At 62.2% G+C, this 20,654-nt stretch carries 17 protein-coding genes and 2 pseudogenes; 14 read left to right on the top strand and 5 right to left on the bottom strand.

Annotation, left to right across the window (positions count from 1 at the left end; genetic code table 11):
* The 5 genes and pseudogenes from ACDP63_RS14885 to ACDP63_RS14865 form a co-directional block, all read left to right on the top strand.
* Positions 1-185, top strand: a pseudogene (locus ACDP63_RS14885) (recombinase family protein); the annotation flags it as partial.
* 188 nt (positions 186-373) lie between these two features.
* Entirely contained in the window at positions 374-1,555 is a 1,182-nt protein-coding gene (locus ACDP63_RS14880; RefSeq protein WP_409928198.1) for a tyrosine-type recombinase/integrase, read from the top strand.
* Between the two features lie 59 nt (positions 1,556-1,614).
* Positions 1,615-1,968: an MbcA/ParS/Xre antitoxin family protein gene (locus ACDP63_RS14875; RefSeq protein ID WP_409928197.1), complete on the top strand. Its 354-nt coding sequence runs from the start codon at positions 1,615-1,617 to the stop codon at positions 1,966-1,968.
* Positions 1,969-1,974: 6 nt separating this feature from the next.
* Positions 1,975-2,469, top strand: coding sequence for an RES family NAD+ phosphorylase (locus tag ACDP63_RS14870; protein ID WP_409928196.1), 495 nt, complete (start codon positions 1,975-1,977; stop codon positions 2,467-2,469).
* Positions 2,470-2,949: 480 nt separating this feature from the next.
* Positions 2,950-3,924 carry a sugar ABC transporter substrate-binding protein gene (locus tag ACDP63_RS14865; protein ID WP_409928195.1) on the top strand — a complete coding sequence of 325 codons (975 nt, stop codon included), beginning with the start codon at positions 2,950-2,952 and terminating at the stop codon, positions 3,922-3,924.
* A 147-nt stretch (positions 3,925-4,071) separates the two neighbouring features.
* On the opposite strand, the gene ACDP63_RS14860 is transcribed toward ACDP63_RS14865, so the two are convergent.
* Entirely contained in the window at positions 4,072-4,887 is an 816-nt protein-coding gene (locus ACDP63_RS14860; protein WP_409928194.1) for a hydroxypyruvate isomerase family protein, read from the bottom strand.
* A 251-nt stretch (positions 4,888-5,138) separates the two neighbouring features.
* On the opposite strand from ACDP63_RS14860, the gene ACDP63_RS14855 reads away from it, so the two are divergent.
* From ACDP63_RS14855 to ACDP63_RS14830, 6 genes are all read left to right on the top strand, one after another.
* The gene (locus tag ACDP63_RS14855; RefSeq protein ID WP_409928193.1) at positions 5,139-6,029 is read left to right on the top strand and encodes a LysR family transcriptional regulator; all 891 of its coding nucleotides are present in this window, start codon (positions 5,139-5,141) and stop codon (positions 6,027-6,029) included.
* 117 nt (positions 6,030-6,146) lie between these two features.
* Positions 6,147-7,628, top strand: coding sequence for an aldehyde dehydrogenase (locus ACDP63_RS14850; protein ID WP_409928192.1), 1,482 nt, complete (start codon positions 6,147-6,149; stop codon positions 7,626-7,628).
* An 80-nt stretch (positions 7,629-7,708) separates the two neighbouring features.
* Positions 7,709-8,857: a TRAP transporter substrate-binding protein DctP gene (dctP, locus tag ACDP63_RS14845; RefSeq protein WP_409928191.1), complete on the top strand. Its 1,149-nt coding sequence runs from the start codon at positions 7,709-7,711 to the stop codon at positions 8,855-8,857.
* Positions 8,858-8,939: 82 nt separating this feature from the next.
* Positions 8,940-9,515, top strand: coding sequence for a TRAP transporter small permease (locus ACDP63_RS14840; RefSeq protein ID WP_409928190.1), 576 nt, complete (start codon positions 8,940-8,942; stop codon positions 9,513-9,515).
* A gap of 10 nt (positions 9,516-9,525) precedes the next feature.
* Positions 9,526-10,836, top strand: a complete 1,311-nt coding sequence (locus ACDP63_RS14835; RefSeq protein ID WP_409928189.1) for a TRAP transporter large permease — start codon at positions 9,526-9,528, stop codon at positions 10,834-10,836.
* 69 nt (positions 10,837-10,905) lie between these two features.
* Complete coding sequence (locus ACDP63_RS14830; RefSeq protein WP_409928188.1) at positions 10,906-11,646, top strand: SDR family NAD(P)-dependent oxidoreductase; 741 nt, start codon at positions 10,906-10,908, stop codon at positions 11,644-11,646.
* 163 nt (positions 11,647-11,809) lie between these two features.
* On the opposite strand, the pseudogene ACDP63_RS14825 reads toward ACDP63_RS14830, so the two are convergent.
* From ACDP63_RS14825 to ACDP63_RS14815, 3 genes and pseudogenes are all read right to left on the bottom strand, one after another.
* Positions 11,810-12,978, bottom strand: a pseudogene (locus ACDP63_RS14825) (IS5 family transposase).
* A gap of 110 nt (positions 12,979-13,088) precedes the next feature.
* A complete protein-coding gene (locus ACDP63_RS14820; RefSeq protein WP_409928187.1) occupies positions 13,089-14,543 on the bottom strand; it encodes an aldehyde dehydrogenase family protein in 1,455 nt (484 codons plus the stop codon).
* 18 nt (positions 14,544-14,561) lie between these two features.
* On the bottom strand, positions 14,562-15,386 hold the full coding sequence (locus ACDP63_RS14815) for an SDR family NAD(P)-dependent oxidoreductase (protein WP_409928186.1): 825 nt from the start codon (positions 15,384-15,386) through the stop codon (positions 14,562-14,564).
* Positions 15,387-15,926: 540 nt separating this feature from the next.
* Here ACDP63_RS14815 and ACDP63_RS14810 point away from each other — a divergent pair.
* The 3 genes from ACDP63_RS14810 (at position 15,927) to ACDP63_RS14800 (ending at position 19,565) form a co-directional block, all read left to right on the top strand.
* Positions 15,927-17,471 carry a sugar ABC transporter ATP-binding protein gene (locus tag ACDP63_RS14810; RefSeq protein ID WP_409928185.1) on the top strand — a complete coding sequence of 515 codons (1,545 nt, stop codon included), beginning with the start codon at positions 15,927-15,929 and terminating at the stop codon, positions 17,469-17,471.
* Between the two features lie 23 nt (positions 17,472-17,494).
* Entirely contained in the window at positions 17,495-18,712 is a 1,218-nt protein-coding gene (locus ACDP63_RS14805; protein WP_409928184.1) for an ABC transporter permease, read from the top strand.
* A gap of 76 nt (positions 18,713-18,788) precedes the next feature.
* Complete coding sequence (locus ACDP63_RS14800; RefSeq protein ID WP_409928183.1) at positions 18,789-19,565, top strand: glucose 1-dehydrogenase; 777 nt, start codon at positions 18,789-18,791, stop codon at positions 19,563-19,565.
* Between the two features lie 90 nt (positions 19,566-19,655).
* On the opposite strand, the gene ACDP63_RS14795 is transcribed toward ACDP63_RS14800, so the two are convergent.
* Complete coding sequence (locus ACDP63_RS14795) at positions 19,656-20,621, bottom strand: sugar ABC transporter substrate-binding protein (protein WP_409928182.1); 966 nt, start codon at positions 20,619-20,621, stop codon at positions 19,656-19,658.
* Positions 20,622-20,654 lie beyond the last annotated feature (33 nt).

The raw sequence follows: 20,654 nt of genomic DNA, 5'->3' as shown, positions 1-20,654 counted from the left end.
GCTCGCTGATCGACCGGATCGTGCTGACGCCGGGGGAGGATCGGATCGAGATCGACGTTCAGGGCGATCTTGCCGGAATCCTTACGCTTTCGGCGCAACGCAAAAACCCCGCGGCGGATGCAGCGGGGGCGCAAGTAAAGATGGTTGCGGGGGTAGGATTTGAACCTACGACCTTCAGGTTATGAGTTTTACTCCGGCCGCTTTCGCCCCTCTCCGCCAGACTACGCCATAGCCACCAATTACCGCATAATATTCTGGTAATGTTGATTTATTTTCCCGAAAGATCTACGCTTCTCTTCGCTACTCCGCACCAGCTTTTTCTCCCGGTTGCTTCCGATTTGATTCCGGAACAATCGGAACAAAGGAGGCGAAGATGCCGAAAATCACGAAACGTTCCGTCGATGCAGCGACGCCGGCGGACAAGGAATTCTTCCTCTGGGACGACGAGTTGAAAGGCTTCGGTCTTCGGATCTATTCGTCCGGTCGCAGGATGTATCTCGTGCAATATCGTGCCAGCGGCCGACTCCGCAGGGTGAATATTGGTCTGCATGGTACGGTGACGCCCGAAATCGCGCGCAGGGAAGCGATGAGGCTCCTTTCCGGCGTCCGGCTCGGCGCCGATCCCGCCGGCGAGCGGGACCGGAGGAAGGCGTCCCCGACCATGAAGGAGTTCGGCAAGCGCTTTCTTGCGGATCATGTCGCGCTGCACTGCAAGGCATCGACCTATCGCGAGTACGAGCGTTCCATCAACCTGTTCATCAATCCGAAATTCGGCAGCCACCGCATCATCGACATCACCCGCGCCGATGTCGTCGGGCTGCATCAGTCCATGAAGGATATCCCCTATCAGGCGAACCGGACCCTCGGCGTCCTCTCGGCCATGTTCACCGTGGCCCATAGCTGGGAGGTCCGCATCGACGGGGTGAACCCCTGCTGGAAGGTGAAGCGATATCGGGAGGAAAAGCGCGAGCGCTATCTCGCCCCGGACGAATTGGCACGCCTCGGCAAAGTGCTGAACGAGGCGAGGGACGAACCCGAAGCGGCCAATTGCATCCGCCTGTTGCTGTTGACCGGATGCCGCCTCAGCGAGATCCAGACCCTGAAATGGCGCTATGTCGATTATCGCAATGGCGTCCTCAGGCTGCCGGACTCCAAGACCGGCGCCAAGCTGGTCCCGATCGGCAAGGCCGCGATCGAGACTCTCAAGGCGATCCCAAAAATCGAGGGGAACCCCTATGTCATCGCCGGGCGCAAGGAGGGCCAGCATCTGACCGATATCCAGAAGCCCTGGCGTCGGTTGCGCAAGCGCGCCGGGCTGGATGATCTCCGCATCCATGATCTGCGCCATTCCTTTGCCTCGGATGCGCTGCAGCTTGGGCAGGATCTGACGATGATCGGGCGGCTCCTCGGCCACACGCAGGTGCAGACCACCGCGCGCTACGCTCACCTGAAGACCGATCCGGTCCGCTCTGCGGCAGATGCCGTCTCCGATGCCGTGGCGCAGGCATTGGCACGGCCGGTCACAGAAAATGACGAAGACAGCGCTGCGGCATGATCTGGCACCTTGATTGTCACTTGGAATGACACCATATCATGTCAAACGGAATGGAGGTGATGATGTGTATCGAAGCATTCGCGGAAGGTGGGCAGTTTGCGCCCGGCCGGATCGCCGAGGCCCTGCGCACGACAAAGGACGAAGTCGCCCGCACGGTCGGCCTCGGCCGCGACGCCGTCATGCGTCCCGACCGCGTCGCCAGCGCCAAGACCCAGAAGCGCCTGCGCGAGATGGTCGAGATCTTGAACCGGGTCGAACCCCGCTTCGGCTCCTCGCTCATCGCCTACGCGTGGTATCGCTCCGAGCCTTTGGCCGGTTTCGGCGGGCTGACGGCGATGCAGCTGGTGCGTGACGGTCACGCGGCGGATGTCATGGACTATATCGATGCGGTTGAAGCCGGTATCCACACCTGAGCCATCATGCATTATCGCGGTCTTCTCTATCGTGCCCTCAATCCGATCTGGGCACGTGAGCCGCTGTCAGGCGAAGGCGCACGGCGCTTCGGCGGGCGGTTCAATCCCAAGGGCACGTCGGCGCTCTATACCGCGCTGTCCATCATGACCGCGATCCGCGAGGCCAACCAGGTCGGCACTCTGCAGCCAACGACGCTGGTGGCCTATCAGGCCGATCTGGAGCCGATATTCGACGCAACGGATGCGAAGGCACTGCGCGGCTACGGCGTCAGCCCTGATGAATTGGCGGCCGATGACTGGCGGATCCAGATGGGAGAGAACGGCAAGGCACCGACGCAGCTACTAGCCGAGCGACTGATCCGGGATGGGTATGCTGGAATGCTCGTTCGCAGCTTCGCCAAAGGGGCGACGGATGCGGACCTGAACATCGTTCTGTGGGCGTGGGGCGGTGAGCCGCCTGCCCAGCTTGCCCTCGTGGACAAGGAAGGCAGGCTGAGGTGACCCGCACGGGGAAACTGGCCTTGGCCCCCGCGATCATCAGGCGTTACAACATGACGGTGACCCAGACCCTGCCGACTTCTCGGCCAAAGCGCTGGCGTCCTTCAGCATCGAAGCCTGGCATCCGGACGAATTCATGCTCAACCATCTGTACTTAGCGCCGGGCCAGTTCTGCGGTAAGCGCTACGCAGTTCCCCTCTTGCCATGATGAGTTGTGCTGTGAGCGTCCTGCTGCCGTGACGAGGCAGTATTGGACGGCAAAATGGGTGGCTATTGGGACGGCTCGACAGGTGGCTGCCCCCCGGAATGTCATCTTCCGACGGGAACAGCAAATTTCCTGTATGAAATCTCATTTAGTAGGATAACATGTGGATGCATTCGTCCAAGGCATGTAGAACTACGCAGTGCTTGCCGATGGTGCTGCGGCAGCTGGACGAATGCCGTAACTCGCCCGTTTGTCGGGTAATTTGGGGAGGAAAGACAATGAAGCTGACGACCAGTTTCAAGGGGACATTGGGGTTTACCACCGCTCTTGTCGTCCTTGCCAGCGCGGCGAGCGCCGAAGCGCCAGCCTTGGCCTTCATCATCACCAACGCGCAAAACCCTGCCGAAATCTCGATGCGAGAAGGTTTCGAAAAAAAGGGGGGCGAGCTGGGCGCGGAAGTGCGGATCCTGAACGCTTCGGGCAGCGTCGAGGCGATGAGCAATGCCATCGACGACATGATTGCGCAGGGCGTGCAGGGCATTGCGACCATCACGATGGACAGCGTCGTATCGATGTCCTGGGTGGACAGGGCAAATGACGCCAACATTCCTTATGTCTCTGTTGCCGTGCAGGTGGGCGATCCGGCGACCACGCCATTCAAAGATGTCTATCCGGGATTGTCGGCCCTGGTCGGACAGGACTACATCGTATCCGGTCAACGCATGGCCGAAGCCGTGGCGCCACTGCTTCCAGAAGGCAAGACAGCCAAAATCGGGATCGTCGAAGGCCAGGCCGGCTATGCCTTGGTTGCCCAGCTGAACCAGGGCTTCAACGAAAAGCTGAAGGAACTTGGCGCTGATTACCAGATTGTCTTCTCGCAGCCTACGGACTGGACGCCGGCGAAAGGCCAGGAAGTTTGCGCGAACGGGCTGATCGCCAACCCTGACATCGACGTGATCTTCAGCCATGCCGAAGACATGGCCATCGGTTGTGCCCAAGCGATCAACGATGCCGGCTCGTCAGCCAAGCTGGTGACGGCTGCTGGCGGGTCGAAGCTCGGCACCCCGCTGATCAAGACGGGCGACATCGACATCTCAATGTGCGAGGCGTGGATCCGCACCGGCGAACTGGCCGCAGAGGCTTTGTTCCAGGCCGCGACCGACTCCGCCACCCCGAAGGGCCGTCTGATCGAATACAAGCCTGAGCTGATCACGGCCGAAAACACCGACACCGTCTGCCCGCCGCAGTGGTGATGTGAACAGGGAGGATGCGGGGCGCTTGCCCCGCGCTTTCTCCGAAATTCCACCAGCTGCAATTTGCATTCACCGTGACCACGACAAGGAATAACAGCTGGCCAGTGCATCTCTCAATGTGTGCGGCGGGCGTCCGCAGCAGCCGCGTCAATTCCCTTCCGTGCGCTTGCCGAACAGGCGATCAGTCATTGGCACGCCATCTGCGATCGGCCGTGTTGGCACATATTCGAGTCCGACCGAGCCGCGATAGCCTGAAGCTTCCATTGCGGCAAAAAACATCTCGAAGTCGATGCCTGCTGTGCCGGGTTCGTGGCGGCCGGGAAAATCGGCAAGCTGGACGTGTGCGACAAGGTCCGGGCGGCGGACGAGGAAGTCAAGGGCATCGTCTCCGCTTACCGCAGCATGATACACGTCCAGTACCAAACCAAGCCCATCGCCCCCGATCCTGTCCGCCAAGGCCAGAAACCGGTCTAGCCGGTTCATGAAATAACCCTTGAAGTCGACTGCGTTGATCGACTCGACAACCAGTTGCAGGCCTTCTCTGCTCAGTCGAGACTTCGCGGCTTCCATATTCGCGCAGTAGGTGTCGAAGATCGCCTCTTCCGACATGTCCTCCGGGCGGCCTCCGGCAAAGACATGCACGCTCCGGCAGCCGATCTCCGTGGCGTAAGCGATGGCGCTGTCAAGCGCACGATCAAACTCGCCGCGCAGCTTAGGCGTCAGCGAGAATCCCGGCGCGCCAATCCGATAATCACAGGCGGGGGCGCCGATGGACACCTGCGATAGCCCGTTGCCATCCAGCCAACGCCGATAGCGTCGGGCCGGCGTTTCGTAAGGAAACGGGAACTCTACCGCGCTGAAACCGAGATCCCGCGCCACGACGAAGCGCTGTTCCAGTGGCAGATCGCCCAGGATGTAATTCAAATGCACCGAAACCAGACGGTCTTCTGGCTCAAGAATCATGATCAAAACCCCCACGGCGATTGCAGGACCGTATGGCCGTCAAGCAGGCGTCGGGCACGCAAACCGTCACAGCGATATCCTCGCAGGTTCGGGATATGACCGGCCTTCGTTGACTTCCAGCGAATGGCTCGTCAAAAGGCGCCTCTTGTTCTATGATTGAGGTATCTTGGCATGAGATCCTATAGTGCAGGATTTTTGCGCCCTCCTCAAGCGTCAAGGCCGTGCGACACAAGCTTATAGATACCAAGCGGATGCTTTACTTCGCGACCGTCGTCGAAGTCGGGAGCCTCAACCGAGCCGCCCGCAGCCTCGGAATCTCTCAACCAGCCCTCTCAGTCGCGATAGAGCGTTTGGAGCGAGAGGTCGGTGCACGCCTTTTGGACCGCGGCCCGTCGGGCGTCCAGCCCACCCCTGCCGGAGAGCGGTTCTTTCATCATGCGCGCAAAATGCGCGATGAGGTGGAGCGTGCCCAAGACGCTGTCCGGCCGGACAGCTCGGACGTCAAGGATCCCATCCGGTTCGGTTGCCTGCCAAGCTTGTCGAGCAGCGTGATTGCGGCTGCGATCGTGGCGTGGCAGCACGACTATCCCGCTGGCCGTGTGCGGGTTTTCGAACGCGTCCAGATCGATCTTCTTGAGGGACTATTGCGCCGCGATTTTGATTTTGCGATTGGAGTTACAACATTTTACAACATTCTTGCTGGCTTGCGCCAGAGAGTCCTGTACCGGGAAAGGCTGCTTGTCGTCACGCGGACGAATCATCCATTAACCGCAAGGGATGGTCTGAGCTTGGCAGATCTCACAGGCTTTCCTTGGGTCGTTCCACCTGCTGGGCGGCATCGCCCCTTATTGGAGGATATGTTGACCGCGGCCGGTCAACCCATCCCCGAACAACAAATTGTTTGCAGCTCTTCGGCGCTCCTGAAGGCGTTGGTAGCCTCGACAGACTATCTCGCCCTGCTTCCGTCCCATGCAATCGCCGAGGAAGTGGATGCTCACAAGCTTACAGCGTTGCCAATTTTCGCACCTGAGCTGGACCGGAGCGTGGCTGTACTTTTCCGAGACGGCTACCAGATGGATAATGTCAGGAACGGGTTGGTGACCGCAATCCAAACCGCAGGGCAAAGCTTGGTTGATATATAACTCTAGATTATAACGAAATCCCTTATATCAAGAAATCGTTTGACCATACGGCGGGAGATCGCATTGTCTCCCCGGAGCATGGTGGCTTGCCGTGCCGTCCACAAAGAGGGAGAGGATATGCGCTCGTATTCACATTGGATCGACGGGGAATTTCACGCCCCCAACAGCCAGGCATGGATCGACAGCATCGATCCCTATCGTGGCGAGGTCTGGGCCAGGATCCCGGCAGGCGACGCGACGGATGCGGACCTGGCGGTTGCGGCGGCACGGCGCGCCATGACGACCGGCCCCTGGGCGAAGATGAGCGCGAGCGAGCGGGGCCGGATCATTACCCGCATCGGAGACCTGCTGATCGAACAACTCGAACTCCTGGCCGAGATCGAGGTGCGCGACAATGGCAAGCTGGCGGCCGACATGCGCGGGCAGCTTGCCTATGCCGCCAATAGCTGGCGCTATTTCGGCGGGCTGGCCGACAAGATCGAAGGTACGGTCATGCCGATCGAAAAGCCCGACACCGTCGCCATGACCTTCCGCGAGCCGGTGGGCGTGGTTCTGGCGATCACCGCCTGGAACTCGCCGCTGACTTTCTTCGCGCTGAAATGCGCGCCTGCCCTGGCGGCGGGCTGTGCCGTTGTGGTCAAGCCCTCCGAATTCTCGACGGTCAGCTCGATCGAATTCGCGGCGCTGACCAAGGAGGCGGGGCTGCCCGACGGGGTGCTGAACGTGGTGTCCGGCTATGGCCAGGATGTCGGCGCGGCGCTGGTGGAACATCCGCATGTCGCGCAGATCTCGTTCACCGGCTCCGACGTGACCGGCGCGCGCATCTACGAAACGGCTGCGCGCCACATGAAGCGGGTGGCGATGGAACTGGGCGGCAAGTCCCCGAACATCGTTTTCGAGGATGCCGACATGGACGCCGCCGCGATGGGCGCGGTGTCGGGCATATTCGGCGCGACCGGCCAGATGTGCACCGCCGGGTCGCGGCTGTTGGTGCAGAACTCGATCAAGGACGAATTCGTCGCGAAGGTGCTCGAGGCGACGCGCAGCATCAGGCTGGGCGATCCGCTGGACCCTGAAACCAACATGGGGCCGCTGTCGAACACCCCCCAATACCAGAAGGTGCTGGAATATATCGACATTGCCAAGGCCGACGGCGCCACGCTTCTGTGCGGCGGCAAGCCCGCCGAGGGGCCGGGCATCCAAGGCGGCCATTTCGTCGAACCGACCATCTTCACCGATGTGACGAACGACATGCGCATCGCGCAGGAGGAGGTCTTCGGCCCGATCCTTTCGGTCATCGGCTTCGAGGACGAGGCCGAGGCGGTCGCCATCGGCAACGACATCGCCTATGGGCTGGCCGCCGGCGTCTGGACCCGCGACATCGGACGGATGATGCGCATGACGCGGGCGCTGGAGGTCGGCACCGTCTGGGGCAATACCTATCGTACATACAGCTACATGATGCCCTTCGGCGGCATGAAGCGATCCGGCGTGGGGAGGGAAAACGGCCTCGAGGCCGTCAACGAATACCTCGAAACCAAAAGCCTCATGCTTTCCACCGCGACTGGCGGGCAGGGGAACGCATTCGTGCCGCGCTAGGCCGATCAAAGCCCATCCGGGCAATCAGGCGCGAAGGGATGGTCGCGTCCGCCGACAACACACCAAGGGAGGAATACCAGATGACGTTTCGCATACGATACGCCGGCCTGGCCACAGCCGCGGCCCTGAGCCTGTCGCCGGGCATCGCGCAGGCCGAAAGCCTGACCTATGCCATAGGCTATGCGCCGGGCAGCAACCCCGTCGTGGCGGCGGAAAGCCTCGTCGAATACAGCAAGGCCAACGGCGGACCGGATATCCAGATCTTTCCGATGTCCCTGCTGAACATCAAGGAAACCCCGCCGGGCATCCGCGATCATGCGGTCGACATGGGCTTCAATGCCCATGCGCTTTTCCTGGCAGAATACCCCAACAGCAACCTGCCCGCGGAATTCGGGGTCTTCGCCACAGATGCCACCGCCGGGGACAACGTGTTCTGGGGTCCCGCCGCGATGGCGGGCGCGATCACCGAATACATCATGCTGCATTGTCCCGAATGCGTCAGCGAATTTGCCGCGGACAATCAGGTCTACCTGAGCGGCCAGGCCAGTGCCGCCTATGCACTGCACTGCACGCAGGACGTCACCACGCTTGCGCAGATCAAGGGTAAGCAGATCCGCACGCCCTCAGGCTATTGGTCGAAATGGGTCGAGGCCATGGGCGCCGTCAGCGTCTTCATGTCCGCCAACGAGGCTTTCAGCGCCATGTCGCAAGGCGTGGTCGATTGCGTGGTCTTCCAGCCCTCGGAACTGATTACAGTGCGGCTCATCGACGTCGTGAAGTCGACGACCCTGGGCGTGCCACAGGGCCTGTTCTCGGGAGCGAGCGTGGTGAACATCAACCGCGATGCATGGCGCGGCCTGAATGCGGCCAATCGCAAGGTCCTGCTGGAGGCCTCGGCCAGGATGAACGCCCAGATGACCTGGCTCGTCTCGGCGCAGACGACCGAGGCGCTTGAGGAAGAGGCAAAACGCGGCATTCCCGTCCATGAGGCCGGGGCGGATCTGCAACAGGCGACGACCGAGTTCGTGTCGCATCTGCGCGATAATGTCATCAAGGAATACACCGCCAACTACCAGCTTGCCGACATCGACGCCAAGGTGGACACAATCCAGTCCCTGATCGACAAATGGGTCGGGTTGACCAAGGACGCAAAGACTGCCGACGATCTTTTCCAGCTTTACCTGACCGAGATCTATTCGAAGGTCGATCCCGAAACTTACGGGCTTTAACCCTGCGTCCGCAAGCATCGAAGACAGCCGGCCCGGCGCCGTGCATTCCGCGCGGTGCCGAGTGCGCGTCCGGCGGACGGCAATGCGCCTGCAGCCCGGTATCCCGCTTTCAAGACGAATGGTGAAGAGCTTGATCAGAAATCTGGAGAAGGCCGTCCGCGGCCTGTGCAACATGACCTATGCCATGGGCGCGATCGCGATCGGCCTGATGATGGTTCACGTCGTCGTACACGTCTTCTTTCAATATGTCGTGGGCTTTCCCTTGCCGGGGACGGTGCTGTTCGTCGCGAACTATTACATGGTCGTCGTGACGTTCATCTGCCTGGCTGCGGTGGAACTGAAGGGCGGGCATATCTCGGTGGACATTCTCTTCGGCCACCTGCCCTCGTCCGTGCAGCGCGTCTGCGCGGGCATCGCCTATCTGCTGACGGGCATCGTCTTCATCCTGCTGACCTGGCAGAGCTTCACCGTGGCCCAGGCCCGGCGAACTGCCGGCACGTTCGAGGTCGAATACGGATACAAGATCCTGCTCTGGCCGTCCTATTACCTCGTGCCCATTGGGGCTGCGCTTTTCGCATTCACGGCGTTGGTCAAGTTGCTGGGCCTGGTTTCCGGTGCGCCGCTCGAGGTGCCGGATGCGGACAAAGAAACCATCTGACCGGAAATAGATGATGACACCCGAATTTATTGGTCTTGCCGGCCTTGCTATCCTGGTCGTGCTGATCCTGATCCGCGTCCCGATCGGCGTTTCCCTGATTACCGTGTCCTTCTTCGGCACCTGGCTGCTTGTGGGCGGCAAGGTCGCCTGGGGCATGTTGGGGATCATCCCCTACAGCCTGGCGGCGGACTGGTCGATGGCATCGGTGCCGATGTTCATCCTGATGGGCTATATCGCCTATCACGGCAGGCTGACATCCGGGCTGTTCACAGCGGCGCGGGTCTGGCTGAACAACATTCCCGGCGGGCTGGCCGTCTCGGCGATCTTCGGGGCGACGGGCTTCGCCGCCGTGACCGGCTCGTCGGTGGCCTGTTCCGCCGCGATGGGCCGCATCGCCATCCCCGAGATGGAGCGGGCGGGCTACGACATGCGCCTTGCGACCGGCGCGCTGGCCGCGGCAGGCACCATCGGGGCGCTGATCCCACCCTCGATCCTGCTGATCATCTACGGCGTGATCGTGAACATCTCGATCACCGACCTGTTCATCGGCGGCATCGTTCCCGGCCTGCTGATCGGCGTCGGCTATATCGCGATCATCATCGTGCTGGCGATCTTGAAACCCGAACTGGCCCCCCGGATCACCGAGAAGATTGACTGGATGACCCGTATCCGCCACCTGAAAGAGGTGCTGCCGACGCTGGCCATCGTCCTGTTCGTCTTCGGCGGCCTGTTCGCGGGCGTTTTCACGCCCGGGCAGGCAGGTGCGGTGGGCGCGGCTTTCGCGCTGATCCTGTGCCTGCTGCGCCGCTCGATCTCGCGTAAGGAAATCTGGCGCGCCTTTTGCGAGACGCTGGAGGTGTCGTCCTCACTGTTCATCATCGTAATCGGGGCGAACCTGCTGACGCGCTTCCTGGCCTTCAGCGGCGCAGGCGACCTGCTTTCGGGCGTGATCGCGGATGCGGTGACGAACCAGTATCTGCTGCTGCTGCTGATCACGCTGATCTATCTGGTGCTGGGGATGTTCCTCGACCCCCTTGGCGCCATGCTACTGACGCTGCCGATCTTCCTGCCGGTGCTGGGGGCCGCCGACGTGAACCTGCTGTGGTTTGGGGTGTTCCTGGTCAAGCTGCTTGAAATCGGCATGATCACGCCCCCGATCGGGCTGAACGTCTTCGTGATGAAAAGCGTCGTCGGCAACAAGGTCAGCGTCGCGCAGATCTTCCGCGGCGTCGTGCCCTTCATCCTGTCGGACTTGGTTATCGTCACACTGATGATCTTTGTCCCCGCCACGGTGCTGCTGCTGCCAAGGCTGCTGAGCTGACGTCCCTCCTTTTCGCCGGCAGGGTCTGCGCGGTCTTGCCGGCGACGACTTGAACCAAGGAAAACCGATATGAACGATCTGCCCACTTCCACCGCACTCCGCCTTTCCGGGCGCCGCATCGTCATCACCGGGGCGGCCTCGGGGATCGGCAAGGCCACCGCCGCGCTGTTCATGGCCGAGGGCGCGCAGGTAATCCTGGTCGACCTCAATGGCGCCGGGGCCAAGGCCACGCTGGGTGCGGGGCAGGGGCTGGCGCTGGAGGTCGACATCACCGACGCCGCCGCGGTCGAGGCTACCATTGCCCAAGGCGCGCAGGCGCTTGGCGGGATTGATGGGCTTATCAACGCCGCCGGCATCATGCTGACCGGACCGACGGCCGAGATCACCCCCGAGATTTGGGGCAAGGTGCTTGCCGTCAACCTGACGGGCAGCTTCCTGATGGCTCGCAGCTGCCTCCCCTGGCTGCGCGAAAGCAAGAGCGGCACCATCGTCAACATTGCCTCGGGGGCGGGGATCCTACCGAATGCGCCGGGGCTTGTGGCGTATGCGGCGTCGAAGGGCGGCGTCGTCGCCATGACCAAGGCGCTCGCTGCGGATATCGCACCCGCGGTGCGGGTGAACTGCGTCGCGCCGGGTATGGTCGACACGCCGATGGCCGACGGCTTCCGCGCCAATGTCGGGAATTATGCCCTGCGCCGCGTGGCCGATCCAACCGAAATCGCGCAGGCTCTTCTGTTCCTGAGTTCGGCCGAATCCGCCTATATCACCGGCGCGACGCTGGCCGTCGATGGTGGACGCACCTTCCACTAAGAAAGGGCGACCCGTCGGTCAGGCGGGCCGCGTCAGGCGGACCAAAGCACTAGCAGGCCGCTGAAGAAGTCACGCTCTCGGAACAGTTTCCCGATCTGACGGCCGCCGAGGTTGCGGGGCTTGCCGACGGCGGGGTAGGACGGGCCTCTGAGCAATGTCTTTGTTACACCCCGAGCAGCCGTGGCAGCCGGGCGAGGTTGTTTGCGGCCATGGTCAGCACGAAGCGGGAGCGGACCCGTTCGATGCCACGGTAAACGGTCTGGGCAAGGCCGCCGACGGTCTTGCCCCAGCCGAACGGCTCCTCGATCCGCTTTCGGTGCTTCTGGGATAGCGCGTAGCTCTCGTGCCGGGTCGTGCGGCCGTCGATCGCCGAATGCCGGGATTTCTGCGCGACGTGGGGCGTGACGCAGGCCTGACGCAGGTCGCGGACGAAGTCGGCGCTGTCGTAGCCCTTGTCCGCGCCAAGCGTCAGTTTGCGGGTCGAGCCCGGAGAATGGGCGTGGATCATGTCGAGCGCTGCCCGCCGTTCTGCATGGCCGTCGGCACGCGTGAGACCGGCCTGCACGATCAGGCCGCTCCGGTTCTCCATCAGGGCATGGCCCATGAAGCAGAGCATCGCGCCGGTGCTGGGCGACTTTTTGTAGAGCCGCGCGTCGGGGTCGGTTGTCGAGACATGGGTGGCGTTTGAGCGTTTCTCTCCCCGGAAGTCGACTTCGGCATTGCGGGACTGGCGGTCGGGGCGGGGCATCAGGTGTGTCTCGGAAGCGGGCGGTTCGGGGTGGTCTTCGGCAGAGGTGTCGGGGTGGGGCGGGCCGCCCTGATCGTCGTCGGGCGGCGCATTCTCGGCCTTCGGCTGAAAGCTCTTCATGACGCCCAGGCCTTGACCAAAGTGCCATCAACCGAGAAGTGGTCATCCGACAAAAGCGGCGCGACCTTGCGATGGGCCAGGATCGCCGCCATCACCTTGCGCGACATCTCCATCGTCAGCAGCCGGTCGCGGTTCTTGGTGAAGACCGTAGGCACCCACACCGGATCGTCGATGCCGAGGCCGACGAACCAGCGAAACAAGAGGTTGTAGTGCATCTGCTCCATCAGTTGCCGTTCGGAGCGGACCGAGAACAGGATCTGGATCAGGCTGGCCCGGATCAACCGCTAGGGCGGAATCGATGGGCGACCGAAGTCGGTGTAGAGCGCCGCGAACTCGGCATCAAGGCCGGCCAGCGCCTCATTCACCACATGTCTGATCTTGCGCAGCGGGTGCCGCGTGGGGATGCGGTCCTCCAGATCGACATAGCTAAACAGCGACCCGCTCGTCTCGTCCGCCCCACGCATCATCGCCTCCGCAAAAGCCTGCGGAGGATGAATCATGTTCTTCGGACCCGGTCGAGGGCGGACTTCTTCAGCAGCCTGCTAGGGAGGATCGCGCAGCGGTCCGCTGACTGTCATCTCATCAGTTCGGGCAGCTGCGCTGCATCTTCGGCAAACCCGTAGATTGACTTGATCTCCAGATACTCTTCCAGACCGAACACGCCCATCGACCGGCCGACGCCGGATTGCTTATAGCCTCCCATCGGCGTCAGAGAATTGGTCGCGGCACCGTTGAAGCAGATCCGCCCAGCCTTCAGGCCGCTGGCAAATTCGTAGCCCCGCTTCGTGTCGCCCGCGAACACATATCCCCCTAAGCCGAAGATCGAGTCGTTGGCGATTTCCAGCGCCTCCGCCTCGCTGCGATAGGGCATCACGGCCAGAACGGGGCCGAAGATTTCCTCGCGCGCGATGGTCATCTCGGGCGTCACGTCACTGAAGACGGTTGGTTGCACGAAATAGCCGCGGTTCACGCCCTGCGGCCTGCCCGGGCCGCCGCAGACCAGTCGTGCTCCCTCGTCCAGACCTTTCTGGATATAGTCCTGCACGCTGTCGAACTGGGCAGAATTCACGACCGGTCCCATGGTGGTCGCCGGATCGCGCGGATCGCCAAGATGAAACTTCGCCGCTTCATCGGCAAGAATCGGCAAGACGGATTCGATTTGGCTCTCATGAACCAGCATTCGGCTGGGTGCGTGGCAGCTTTGCCCGGTGTTGAAGAAGCAGCGCCCGATGTTCCAGCGTGCTGCCGCCTCGAGGTCGGCATCCCGCAACACGATATTAGCCGACTTGCCCCCCAGCTCCAGCACGGTGCGCTTGACCGTCCGTGCTGCCGCCTCGCCCACCTTGATGCCCGCGCCGGTGGATCCGGTAAAGGACACCAGATCCACTTCGGGATGGGCCGACATCGCCTCGCCCACCACGCGGCCGCGGCCCAGAATCAGATTGAACACGCCCGCCGGAAGGCCCGCCTTCTCGATTACCTCTGCAAGGAAGATGCCGCTCAGCGGCGAAGCGTCGGACCCTTTCATGATCGAGGGGCAGCCCGCCGCCAGCGCATAGATGAACTTGATAACCGGCGTCTGTATCGGCCAGTTCCAAGGCGAGATCAGTGCACAGACCCCGACCGGCTCGCGGCGGATGATCGTGTCGCCCATACGGGTTTCGAACCGATAGGAGGTCAGCAGGTCGCGGGCGACCTTCATGTGGCCGATCGGGCCGGTGACCTGCGCCCGCGCGCTGACTGGCGCCCCGATCTCTCGCGCGATCAGTTCGGCGAACTCATCCACGCGGGCTTCGTATGCGGTAACGATAGCGTCGATCATCTCGGCACGGGCATCTACGCTGGTATGCGCGAGCGACTCCGACGCGCGGCGCGCGGCACGGACGGCGCGATCCACATCCTCGGCGGTGCCGCCGTTGGCGACCGTGGCGAACATCTCCTCGGTGGCCGGATCGACCAATTCGCGCTGGCCCGGGCCAGAGGGAGCGCACCATGCGCCGTCGATATAATGATGGGGATAATGTGCCATGCGAGTGCCTCTTCCCGATCAGAAGCTGTGGGTATAGCCGCCATCGCAAGCGATGGTCTGGCCGGTGATGAAAGCCGCGGCGTTGGTCGTCAGGAACATGGTCAGGCCGACCAGATCGGTCGGAACCATGCCGCGGGGGATGCATTGGAGATCGGCGTTGCGCTGGCGAATTTCGGTTGTCGGGTTGTGGGTCCGCTCGACCTCGGTCGCGACGCTGCCGGGACGGATGGCATTTACAGTGATGCCGTGGGGACCGAGTTCGCGCGAGAGCGAGTTCGTCATGCCGATCACCGCCGATTTGGAGGTGACATAGTGCAGATAATTCATCGTGCCTTTGTGCACCGAATCCGACGACAGGTTGATGATTCGGCCGAAGCCTTGATCGCGCATCGGCTGGGCGACGGCACAGACGCAGTTGAAGACTCCGGTGACGTTGACCTTCATCACCAGTTCCCATTCGGCCTGCGGGATCTGGTCGAAGGTTCGCTTGTTCAGTGTGGCGAAGATGCCGGCGTTATTGATCAGGGCATCGACCCGACCGTATTTCCCGATCACCGCCGCCACCATCGCCTCGGCCGATTCGCGGCTGGCGATATCGACCGAGACGGCCATCGCGCGCCCACCTGCCGTCTCGATCTCGGCCACGACGGAAGCGGCTCTGTCCGGGTTCAGATCCGCGACAATGGCGATCGCCCTGGCAGCCGCGAACTGACGCGCCAACTCGCGGCCAATGCCCTGCCCTGCCCCTGTCACGATAACGACCCGCCCTTCCACGCTGAAATCGCGTGCAAATTCAGGAACGCCGGAGTCTTTCGGGGCATGTGTCGCAATTGGATCGGTCATGTACTTCCCAGCAGGTTGAAGGGCAATGGGCGGGCACGGTGATTGCTGACCCGACCTTACTTGTGCGCGGGCCCGTCCATCGCGCCGGCACCGCACTGTTGGTCATGACATAGGCATCCTTCAGTAAACATGTCAATAGACGGGATTTTGTGTTCATGAGCCGCTCTGGTCCCGGAATCATCCTTCTTCCCCAGTACACTTACAGAGGTGGCGCTCGGCGTTGGCAGATCTGATGGGTTATCGTGCAGAAACAGCGGATAATTTTGTGCGGGAGAGCATTCCCAGCACTGACCAAGATCGTCATCAAGAACGGTTCGTGCCGTCGCTATGCGGGCATCATGTCGCGTGGGCCGAAGTTGGCACAGTGAAATTTATTGACGTAATCCCAAATAGAGAGATAATACTTGATCAGGAAGGGGCAGTTCTTCTCGCGGGCGTGCCATCGCGCACAGCCCAAACCTTGGGTGAGTGGGCTGATCAGGCAGACCGACAACGGATTATTGTCGGGACTGCTACCATAGGGGAGGAGGAGAAGAGTGCATGTCAGCACAACCTGACGCGCCGATCATGCGGCTTGCGGGTATTGCCAAGATCTTCGGCAACAACACGGTCGCGCTGCGAGGTGTCGATCTCGATATCCAGATGGGTAAGGTACATGGGCTTCTTGGCGCGAACGGCGCCGGAAAATCAACGCTGATCAAGATCCTGTCCGGGGCATTTGCCGCCACGAAGGGGGAGATCATCTGGCGCGGCCAGCCGGTCAGCTGGGCCAGCCCCAAGGCCGCAAACGACATGGGCGTGGCAACGATCCATCAGCATATCCCGCTGGTTCCGGGTCTTTCGGTTCTCGAGAACGTTTACTTGGGACAAGGCGGGCTGTGGCGCCGCTCTGGCGAATTGCGCAAGAAATTCGCCGCGATTTGCGACCGCGTCGGCTACAGGATCGACCCCGACACATTGGTCAGTTCCCTGCCCATCGGCGAAAGGCAGATGGTGGCCATCTATCAGGCGATCGGCAGCGGCGCGGATCTGATCGTGATGGATGAACCCACCGCCTCGCTGGCGGCGGAAGAACGCGAACTGGTCTACCAGACGGTGCGGCGCCTTTCCAAGGGCGAGGGCAAGGCTATCCTGTTCGTCTCGCACTTTCTGGACGAGGTGATGGCGCTGACGGATCAGGTCACGGTTCTGCGCGACGGTCAGACGGTCATGCGGGCGAATACCAGCGACGTTGACGAGGACAAGATCGCCGAGGCGATCGTGGGCAAGCAGATCACCGCCCTGGAAAAGGCCAGTGCCGAACGCAGCGCCCGCAATATCGTGGCCCAGGACGACAGGCCTCGCCTGGAGTTGTGCAATCTTGGCTCGCCGGGCAAGCTCAAGCCGGTTTCCCTCCAGATCGCGCGCGGCGAGGTGATCGGCGTCGCGGGGCTTTTGGGATCCGGTCGCAGCGAACTGCTACACGCGATCTTTGGCGCGGACCGCCACGCCACCGGCAATGTGCTGCTGGATGGAATCCCTGTGGGCCGGTCCACCGGCGCTGCGGTGCGCGCCGGCATTGGCCTCGTGCCAGAGGAACGGATGGGCCAGGGGCTGATCCCCGATTTCGAGATATGGCGGAATACGACATTGCCTGCCTTGGGGGGCGTCTCGCTGGCAAACATGCTTCCGCTGGCCTCGCGCGAGCGTGAGCGCGGCTGGGAAGCGATCCGGCGCCTCGGCATCAAGGCCAGCTCGCCCGATATCCTCGTGACAGAACTCAGCGGCGGCAACGCCCAGAAGGTCACGATCGCGAAGTGGCTTTTCAGTGATGTCCGGCTGTTCCTGATGGACGAACCGACCCACGGCATCGACATCGGCGCCAAGGCCGACATCCTGCTGCTGATCCGTCAACTGGCCGAACAGGGCCAAGCGGTGATCTTCGTGTCATCCGACTTCGAGGAACTGCTCGCCGTCAGCGACCGCATCCTGGTGATGAGGGACGGCGAACTCGTTGCCGAACGGAAGACCCACGAGACCTCGGAACACGAACTGCTGCTGATCAGCGGGGGGAAAAGCGCCACCCTGGTCGCGGCCGACCACTGATTGCCCGACAGAGAGAACCAATCATGTCTACGATAAACCAACGCAGCACGACCGAGCCGGGCAATCCTGGAGGGGCCACCCCTGCTGTCCGGAAGCCGGATTTGCGCCGTGCCTTTGGCCTGCGGGAGATGGGGGTCTATTACGCCCTCGTCCTGCTGATCTTCGTGCTGACCGTCATGACCTCTTACATGGGAAGCTCGAATTACCTCAGCGTCATGAACATGACGAACGTCATCTATCAAGCTTCGCTGATCTCGATCATGGCCGTGGCGATGACCGTGGTGCTGATCAGCGGAAACTTCGACCTGTCGGTGGCCTCGGTTGCCGCGCTGTCTGCTGCCGTGCTTATCGGCAATGCCGACGCGATGGGATTCTGGCCCGCCGCCCTGGTTGCGATCCTGGTTGCGGCTGCGATCGGCTTTCTCAACGGGGCGATCGTGCAGTTTCTCGGCATCAATGCATTCATCGTGACCCTGGGGACGATGACGGCCGTGCGGGGGCTGGTGCTGATCTATACTGACGGCCGGTCGCTTTCGGTCTCAGACCCTTCGGTGCTGGAAACCATGCGAGCATTCGAAGGTGGCAGGCATGAGGTGGGCTGGCTGATCGTCGTCCTTGGGTTCGTGCTTTTGGGCCTTGCCGCCGCCGATATCGCCAAGGCCCGCAAGTCCGGGTCGGGCCTGACCGCTTCCGCCATTGGATTGGTGGTCGGCGGGCTTCTCCTGCTAGGGCTTGCATGGGCGACGGGCGGAACGCTGGTGCTGCGCAATCCCGTCATCTATATGGCGATCTTCACTATCGGAACCTGGTTCGTTCTGACCTACACGATGGTCGGGCGCAGATTGTACGCGGTCGGCGGAAACCCCGAGGCTTCCCGGCTGTCGGGGATCAATGTGACCCGCTACAAGCTGATGTCGTTCGTCCTGTGCTCGTCTGCGGCGGGCTTTGCGGGCATCCTGTTCGCCAGCCGCCTTCGGTCGATCAACCCCGCCGCCCTGACCGGAGCAGAGCTGACAGTGATCGCTGCGGCGATTCTGGGCGGCACCTCGCTTTTCGGGGGGGCGGGCAGTGTGATCAAGACCCTGGCCGGGGCGCTTCTGCTCTACTCGCTGACCAACGGCTTCAACATCCTGAACCTTGGCGCCAACTACCAGGGTTTGATCGAGGGCATCGTCGTCGTCGTGGCCGCCGCCATCTACACCGTCGGCGGCAAGGGCGGCAAATCGAAGACCAGCGGCTGACATTTCCGTAATCCCAAAGACCCTCGCCAGAGCCTGGCTGCTGGCAGGGATCGCCACACTCTGACAGGAAAGTGACATGACCCCAAATCCGACGTTCGATTTCACTGGCAAGGTAGCCTTCGTCACCGGCGCAGGCAGCGGCATCGGTCGCGCCACGGCGCAGGCCTTTGCCGACGCTGGCGCCGCGGTGGCCGTCGTCGACATCTCGGAGGCCGGGATGAACGAGACGGTGCAGGCCATCACGGCGCGCGGCGGCAAGGCGATCGCCGTTGCTTGCGACGTGACGAAATCGGCGCAGATCAAGGAGGCGCTGGACAAGACGGTCGCGGCCTTCGGTCGGCTCGACTTTGCCTTCAACAATGCCGGCATCGAACAGCCCGGCGCGACCATCGTCGATCTGCCCGAAGACGTGCTGGACCGAGTTCTGGATGTGAACCTGAAAAGCGTGTTCCTGTGCATGAAGCACCAAATCCCCCTGATGCTGCAAACCGGCGGCGGCTCGATCGTCAACACATCGTCCGGAGCGGGTGTCCTGGCGATCCGTCAGCAGGGCGGCTATTGCGCATCGAAGTTCGGGGTCACGGTCGCCTCGAAGGTCGCGGCGCTGGAGTTCGCTGACCAAGGCATCCGCGTCAATGCGCTCTGCCCCGGCATTACGGACACGCCGATGATCGCCCGCTATACCGGCGACACCGACGAAGGCCGTGCCCGCGTCATCGCACAGGAACCGGTAGGCCGCATGGGCCGCCCCGAAGAAATGGCTGCGACCGTGCTTTACCTCTGCTCGGACCTCGGCAGCTTCATCACCGGACATGCGATGGTGGTGGACGGTGGCCAGACCTCGGGCATCTGATCCAAGGATGCCATCACAAAAGCGCGGCAGTTTCCTGCCGCGCTTTTCAATTGGTGGAAACGGTGCCCGTCACAGAGCGGCTGTCGTGGTTTACCACTCGGGCGGGCAGTCGGCCAGCGTGGCCTTGGTGATCTTTGGCGTCTCGAAGGTGACCAGCTGGCCCTTGGGCGAATCCGGTTTGGTCACGGCGTCATACAGCGCTTTCGCCGCCAACCGGCCCTGGTATTCCGGTCTGTCGCAGACCGAAGCATCAATTTCGCCCGCCTCGATTGCCGCCAGCCCCAGACTTGAGCCGCCACCGGTCGCGATCAACAGCGCGCCCGACTCCGCTGCCTCAAGCGCACGATTGCAGCCGATGGCCATGTCATCGGCCTGGCTGAAGAAGAGGTCAACATCCGGCGTGGCGATCAGCACGTTCTGGCAGACGGCTTCACCCGCCTCGGCCGTCCAATCCGTCGGCTGCGACGAGACAATCTCGTATTTTATCCCGGCTTTGTCCAGTCCCTGCTTGAAACCGTCGCTGCGCTGCCGGGACTGCGGATAACCCGGCGCCCCCTCGATGATCGCGATCTTTGCCGTGCGATCCCTGGGCAGCATCTCGGCTGCCAGTTCCCCCGACAACTCGCCTGCCCGCACATTGTCCATGCCGACCAGAGCCGCCATGCCCGGGTAGACGTCGTTCCAGGCACGCTTTTCTGGGTCGCCGATCTGAGTTGCGACCGAAACATAGGGGATGCCGGATTCGGCCAGCCTGTCGACCCAAGCCTGCCCGACGACACCGTCCAGCGTCAGCGCAGCCACGCCATCGACACCCTGCGACACCAGGTCGTCGATCGCGTTGGCCTGCCTTTCGACGCTGCCGCGCGGATCGACGATCAGCGCGGTTGCGCCTAGTTCCTTTGCCTGCTCTTCGAACCCCTTCGCCGTGGCCACGTTGTAAGGATATTCAAGGCTGGCGGGGATATAGCCCAACACCACGTCCTCGGCAGCCGCCAGGTTTGCCGCCATCATCAGCGTGCTGGACATCATCAGCACACGCATCACGTTCTTTGCCATTGGCAGTTTCTCCTCCCGTTTCAGAACCGGCAG

The sequence above is a fragment of the Paracoccus sp. P2 genome, assembly GCF_046335115.1.
Lineage (GTDB): Bacteria > Pseudomonadota > Alphaproteobacteria > Rhodobacterales > Rhodobacteraceae > Paracoccus > Paracoccus pantotrophus.
Note: the sequence above shows the minus strand (reverse complement) of the source record. Positions and strands in the feature narration are given on the sequence as shown.

What these genes read in the sequence shown, in the direction of transcription:
- ACDP63_RS14855 (WP_409928193.1), top strand. Translation starts at nt 5,139, where the DNA reads ATGCTTTACTTCGCGACCGTCGTCGAAGTCGGGAGCCTCAACCGAGCC.
- ACDP63_RS14870 (WP_409928196.1), top strand. Translation starts at nt 1,975, where the DNA reads ATGCATTATCGCGGTCTTCTCTATCGTGCCCTCAATCCGATCTGGGCA.
- ACDP63_RS14810 (WP_409928185.1), top strand. Translation starts at nt 15,927, where the DNA reads ATGTCAGCACAACCTGACGCGCCGATCATGCGGCTTGCGGGTATTGCC.
- ACDP63_RS14805 (WP_409928184.1), top strand. Translation starts at nt 17,495, where the DNA reads ATGTCTACGATAAACCAACGCAGCACGACCGAGCCGGGCAATCCTGGA.
- ACDP63_RS14820 (WP_409928187.1), bottom strand. Translation starts at nt 14,543, where the DNA reads ATGGCACATTATCCCCATCATTATATCGACGGCGCATGGTGCGCTCCC.
- ACDP63_RS14815 (WP_409928186.1), bottom strand. Translation starts at nt 15,386, where the DNA reads ATGACCGATCCAATTGCGACACATGCCCCGAAAGACTCCGGCGTTCCT.
- ACDP63_RS14835 (WP_409928189.1), top strand. Translation starts at nt 9,526, where the DNA reads ATGATGACACCCGAATTTATTGGTCTTGCCGGCCTTGCTATCCTGGTC.
- ACDP63_RS14795 (WP_409928182.1), bottom strand. Translation starts at nt 20,621, where the DNA reads ATGGCAAAGAACGTGATGCGTGTGCTGATGATGTCCAGCACGCTGATG.
- ACDP63_RS14880 (WP_409928198.1), top strand. Translation starts at nt 374, where the DNA reads ATGCCGAAAATCACGAAACGTTCCGTCGATGCAGCGACGCCGGCGGAC.
- ACDP63_RS14875 (WP_409928197.1), top strand. Translation starts at nt 1,615, where the DNA reads ATGATGTGTATCGAAGCATTCGCGGAAGGTGGGCAGTTTGCGCCCGGC.
- ACDP63_RS14860 (WP_409928194.1), bottom strand. Translation starts at nt 4,887, where the DNA reads ATGATTCTTGAGCCAGAAGACCGTCTGGTTTCGGTGCATTTGAATTAC.
- ACDP63_RS14865 (WP_409928195.1), top strand. Translation starts at nt 2,950, where the DNA reads ATGAAGCTGACGACCAGTTTCAAGGGGACATTGGGGTTTACCACCGCT.
- dctP (WP_409928191.1), top strand. Translation starts at nt 7,709, where the DNA reads ATGACGTTTCGCATACGATACGCCGGCCTGGCCACAGCCGCGGCCCTG.
- ACDP63_RS14800 (WP_409928183.1), top strand. Translation starts at nt 18,789, where the DNA reads ATGACCCCAAATCCGACGTTCGATTTCACTGGCAAGGTAGCCTTCGTC.
- ACDP63_RS14830 (WP_409928188.1), top strand. Translation starts at nt 10,906, where the DNA reads ATGAACGATCTGCCCACTTCCACCGCACTCCGCCTTTCCGGGCGCCGC.
- ACDP63_RS14850 (WP_409928192.1), top strand. Translation starts at nt 6,147, where the DNA reads ATGCGCTCGTATTCACATTGGATCGACGGGGAATTTCACGCCCCCAAC.
- ACDP63_RS14840 (WP_409928190.1), top strand. Translation starts at nt 8,940, where the DNA reads ATGCGCCTGCAGCCCGGTATCCCGCTTTCAAGACGAATGGTGAAGAGC.